General features: G+C 62.9%; 5 protein-coding genes and 1 pseudogene. 1 reads left to right on the top strand and 5 read right to left on the bottom strand.

The window, feature by feature from the left end; genetic code table 11:
* Positions 1-151 precede the first annotated feature (151 nt).
* Positions 152-1,237, top strand: coding sequence for an IS630 family transposase (locus RHOFW104R8_RS11005; RefSeq protein ID WP_068094651.1), 1,086 nt, complete (start codon positions 152-154; stop codon positions 1,235-1,237).
* Here the strand turns inward: RHOFW104R8_RS11005 and RHOFW104R8_RS17395 are convergent.
* From RHOFW104R8_RS17395 to RHOFW104R8_RS10990, 5 genes and pseudogenes are all read right to left on the bottom strand, one after another.
* Positions 1,234-1,806 (bottom strand): hypothetical protein, encoded by a 573-nt coding sequence (locus RHOFW104R8_RS17395; RefSeq protein ID WP_153021713.1) that lies wholly within the window; start codon positions 1,804-1,806, stop codon positions 1,234-1,236. The two genes, RHOFW104R8_RS11005 and RHOFW104R8_RS17395, sit on opposite strands and share 4 nt — an antisense overlap.
* A gap of 69 nt (positions 1,807-1,875) precedes the next feature.
* Positions 1,876-2,103 carry a hypothetical protein gene (locus RHOFW104R8_RS16985; RefSeq protein ID WP_082823599.1) on the bottom strand — a complete coding sequence of 76 codons (228 nt, stop codon included), beginning with the start codon at positions 2,101-2,103 and terminating at the stop codon, positions 1,876-1,878.
* A gap of 270 nt (positions 2,104-2,373) precedes the next feature.
* Entirely contained in the window at positions 2,374-2,655 is a 282-nt protein-coding gene (locus tag RHOFW104R8_RS11000; protein WP_068094671.1) for a hypothetical protein, read from the bottom strand.
* Between the two features lie 2 nt (positions 2,656-2,657).
* Entirely contained in the window at positions 2,658-3,362 is a 705-nt protein-coding gene (locus RHOFW104R8_RS10995) for a LytTR family DNA-binding domain-containing protein (protein ID WP_068094676.1), read from the bottom strand.
* A pseudogene (locus RHOFW104R8_RS10990) lies at positions 3,362-3,548 on the bottom strand (sensor histidine kinase); the annotation flags it as partial. The gene RHOFW104R8_RS10995 and the pseudogene RHOFW104R8_RS10990, both read right to left, overlap by 1 nt.

The following is a 3,548-nucleotide window of genomic DNA, read 5'->3' as shown; positions in this document are numbered from 1 at the left end:
CGGGGGTTGATAGCTCTGCGATTGAGGCAAACTATGACCGCGACGACCCGGGGGAGTTTCTCAATAGCCTGCTAGTGTGGTGTCTCACAAATAAATTGAACTATGTTGAGGCATGGCTGTCGAAGCGTTTCCTTTGTTGGAAACTATCCCAATGGCCCGCCCTGGACGCCCCGTTGCGAAGCTTGAGATCACGGATGCCGAACGCACCGAACTGAAGGCCCGCCTGCGCATTCGCAAAGGCCCGGAGGACGAGAAGCTGCGCATCCGGATCGTGCTGGGCTGCGCCGATGGTCACTCGGGCACGCGCATCGCCGAGCGCCTGCAGACGACGATCCAGACCGTGTCCAAATGGCGACGGCGCTATGCGGCGTACCGGCTGGCCGGCCTGACCGATGCGCCGCGTGCAGGGCGCCCGCGCACGGTGGACGACGCGCAGGTCCAAGCGATCGTGGACAAGGTGCGCCAGAGCACGCCCACGAATGCCACGCATTGGAGTGTGCGTACGATGAGCCGTGAAACCGGCGTCTCCCCGGCGACCGTGCAGCGGATCTGGCATGCGTTTGGCCTGAAGCCGCACTTGCAGGAGACCTTCAAGCTGTCGACCGACCCGCACTTCGTGGACAAGGTGCGTGACGTGGTCGGCCTCTACCTGGCCCCGCCCGATCGCGCCCTGGTGCTGTGCGTGGACGAGAAGAGCCAGATCCAGGCCCTCAACCGCACACAACCGGGGCTGCCATTGACCTTCGGCCAACCGGCAACGCGCACGCACGACTACAAGCGCCACGGCACCACGTCCCTGTTTGCCGCGCTGGATGTCGCCACCGGCAAGGTCATCGGACAGCTCAAGCGACGTCACCGCAGCGCGGAATTCCTGCAGTTCCTCAAGACCATCGATGCTGCGGTGCCCGCCGATCACGATATCCACTTGATCATGGACAACTACGGCACACACAAGACCGACAAGGTGCGCACATGGTTCGCCGCTCACCCGCGCTACCACGTGCATTTCACGCCGACGTCGGCCTCATGGCTCAACCTGGTGGAACGCTTCTTCGGGCGGATCAGCGAGCAGTGGATCAAGCGCAACGCGCACACCAGCGTGGCCGATCTTGAGCAGTCCATTCGCGACTATATCGATCGCCACAATGCTGATCCCAAGCCCTTCGTCTGGCACAAGAGCGCCGACACCATCCTGGCTTCCGTCGCTCGCGCTGCATCTAAAATATCTTGCATTTAGTTGTGAGACACCACACTAGACGTTTGCGACCGGCCCGAAGCTCGCATGTCCTCGAACAGAGCCAAGGCGTGAGGGACAATCGCTCGATTCTGCTTCGAGAAGGAAAGCCACCGCTTCATGTACGGCAGGTGCGCGAAATATCGAGATTCAAGTTGCTTTCGTAGCCCGCCGTACTCTTTGTATTCGATGCGATTCTTTCCTTGAAGATCACTAATGATTGATCGAACTTCACGCACACCAGCTTGACCCGCTTCGCGTTGAACAGAGTTTGACGATGGCTTTCTTGTACGCATCGTCAACACGAAGTCTGACGGCATCGTATGCGCGATGCCCACCTCAAGCGAGACGTTTGCGTTTCCGCCTGTGGCATCAAAGATGCACGATGCCGACTCTCGAATCAGCGTCGTAATGCTATCCAGCAAGTAGTTCGATGAGCTTATGCCGACCGTGTCTGCCAGCACGAGAGAGAGGGGAGTCTCGGCCTCCATCTCGCGCTTCAAACGATCGTACGCCGCACGAATCTCGCGACCGAAAGGACATCCTATGAAGATCTGATATGGCTTCAGCATTCGACAACCCCCCCGTGAGGTCCAACGCCTGAGTTAAGCCGTGCCACGCAGTGGCTTCGGCTTGAACTGTTAGGCGTCACGCGACGTCGCGTCCACGCCAAGAAAGCCACCGTCCTCAAACGTTGCACGGAAGTTCTCTTTGTTGCAGCCGGTCATCTTCCCGCAGTGCCCGCATTGAGCAAGGTTACCGAAGAGCGTTGCTGTATCAAATGACTCGCTGTCTCCGAAGAGGATTGGCGACGGAAACCATTGACGGCAGTGAAGGCAACGAATGGAAATCTCTTTGGTCTTGGCCATGGCGATCTATCCCCTGGGGATGCTAATTCTAGTAGACCCCACATCGGAGCATATGCACCCGATGTTCAGCTTTCGACCATCGGTCGTCAAGCAGGTGAAACATGCGTGGATTTAATGCATTGGCCGTTGGTGCAGAGCATGTCCGCTGTGATGTTGCCACGTTGCATATCCCACGGATCGTAGTGCCAAGTTTCAGCAGCCACAATCCGCGGTGACGGACATCATCGTGTCGAGTGGTTTGCGGGCTTGGGCGGCGCTGAGCCAACGTGGCTATCCGGTGCTCACGTCCCGCCCGAACATGCCGAAGAACAGCAGCTGTAGCGCCAGCGGCGGCGGCAGCCAGTCGGTGATGTCGCCATGGCCGAGCCACAGCAGGCCGAGCGCGAGTGGATGGACCAGCAGCAACAGCCACCAGCACGGTCCGGCGGCCAGCCCCGGCAGGCGCCCGTGGTCGCGCTGGTAGTTGCATTTGCCGAAGCCGCCGGGCAGCAGCGCCCATGCGAAGCTGAGCGTGAGCGCGAACGAGCCGACGATGTTGAGGAAAATATCCATGTTCACCCCAACCGTAGCAGTTTCCTCACCGCCGGCAGATTGCGTCGGCTGATCTCGGGGTTGAGTTCGCTGCCGTCCAGTCGCGCCAGCACGCGGCCGTCGGCGAGGGTCTTGAGGCCGAGCAGGCGCGGCGGCGGGACGAGGCAGTTGCGGTGCAGGCGGATCAGCTGGTCGGGGTAGGCTTCTTCCAGCTGGCGCAGCGAGTCCTCGATCAGCAGTTCGCCGCGGCGGTGCTGAACGACCACGTATTTCTCGTCGGCGAGCAGGCAGATCACCTCGTCAAGCGCGATGCGCACCTGTTCGCCGCGCAGGCGGCCGCGCAGGTACGCAGCCGGTTCGCGCGGGGCGTCGGCGAGACGGCGCTGCGCGCGCTGCAGCGCGTCGCGCAGGCGGTCGAGCCGCACCGGCTTGAGCAGGTAGTCGACCGCGCCCAGCTCGAACGCCTTCAGCGCGTGCGCTTCGTAGGCGGTGCAGAAGATCACCTGCGGCCGCGCACGGCCGGCCAGGCGTTGCGCCAGCGCCACGCCGTCGGTGCCGGGCATGTTGATGTCGAGCAGCAGCGCGTCCGGCTGCAGTTCGTCCAGCGCGGCCAGCGCGGACTCGCCGTCGCCGACGCTGCCGACGACCTCCACGCCGGCGCATTCGCCGAGCAGGGCGGCCATGCGCGCGCGCGCCAGCGGTTCGTCGTCGACCACCAGCACGCGCATCAGGCCGACCCTGCCGGCAGCTGCAGCAGCACCACGAAGCGCTCGCCCTGCGCGCCGGCCTGCACCTTCGCCAGCGGTCCGTAGCGATAGGCCACGCGTTGGCGCACGCTGTCCAGGCCATGGCCATGGCCGTTGCCGGCGGCGGGCGGAGTGGCGGGCAGCGGGGTGCCGGTCTCGATGCGGGTG

Source organism: Rhodanobacter sp. FW104-R8 (assembly GCF_001617365.1).
Taxonomy (GTDB): domain Bacteria; phylum Pseudomonadota; class Gammaproteobacteria; order Xanthomonadales; family Rhodanobacteraceae; genus Rhodanobacter.
The sequence above is the reverse complement of the archived record's forward strand: the minus strand, read 5'-3'. Positions and strand labels throughout refer to the sequence as shown.